General features: G+C 78.7%; 1 protein-coding gene. It reads left to right on the forward strand.

What is annotated here, in order from left to right; all coding sequences use genetic code 11:
• On the forward strand, positions 1-816 hold an 816-nt coding region (locus VR44_RS38490), incomplete at both ends, for an AraC family transcriptional regulator (RefSeq protein WP_045952332.1).

An 816-nucleotide genomic window follows, 5' to 3' on the forward strand; every position in this document is an offset into this window, starting at 1 on the left:
TCGAGGACCGGGCCCCGCTGTCGGTGCTCACCATGGTGCGGGGCCAGGCGTGGCTGCTGCCCGACGACGGGGAGCCGGCGCTGGTCGGCCCGGGTGACGTGGCGGTCGTACGGGGGCCCGGGGCGTACACCCTCGCGGACCGCCCGGACACCCCGGTGGAGGTCACGGTCGGGCCCGACCAGCGGTGCAGTACGCCGGAGGGCGAGGACCTCGCCGAGCGGCTCGCGCTCGGGGTGCGGACGTGGGGCCGGCCGGGGCCGGGTGCGGCCGTGATGCTGAGCGGGACGTACCAGGCGCCGGGCGAGATCGGCCGGCTGCTGCTGGGAGCGCTGCCCGCGGTGCTGGTCCGTCCGGCGGGGGCGGCCGACGCCACCCTGATCGGGCTGCTGGCCACGGAGGTGGCCCGGGACGAGCCGGGGCAGGAGATCGTCCTGGACCGGCTCCTCGACCTGCTGCTGATCGGAGTGCTGCGGGCCTGGCTCGCCGCTCCCGGGGCGGGGGCGCCGGGCTGGTACCGGGCGCAGGGCGATCCGGTCGTCGGGGTGGCGCTGCGGCTGCTGCACGAGGAGCCCGCGTACGGGTGGACCGTGGCCGAGCTGGCGCGGCGGGCGGGGGTGTCACGGGCCGCGCTGGCCCGGCGGTTCACGGAGCTCGTCGGGGAGCCGCCCGTCGCCCATCTGACGGGCTGGCGGCTCGCCCTGGCCGCCGACCTGCTGCGCGAGCCGGACGCCACGGTGGGGTCGGTGGCCCGGCGGGTGGGGTACGGGAGCGCGTTCGCGCTGTCGGCGGCCTTCAAGCGGGTCCGCGGGGTGAGCC

It is taken from the genome of Streptomyces katrae, assembly GCF_000966975.1.
Classification (GTDB): domain Bacteria; phylum Actinomycetota; class Actinomycetes; order Streptomycetales; family Streptomycetaceae; genus Streptomyces; species Streptomyces katrae.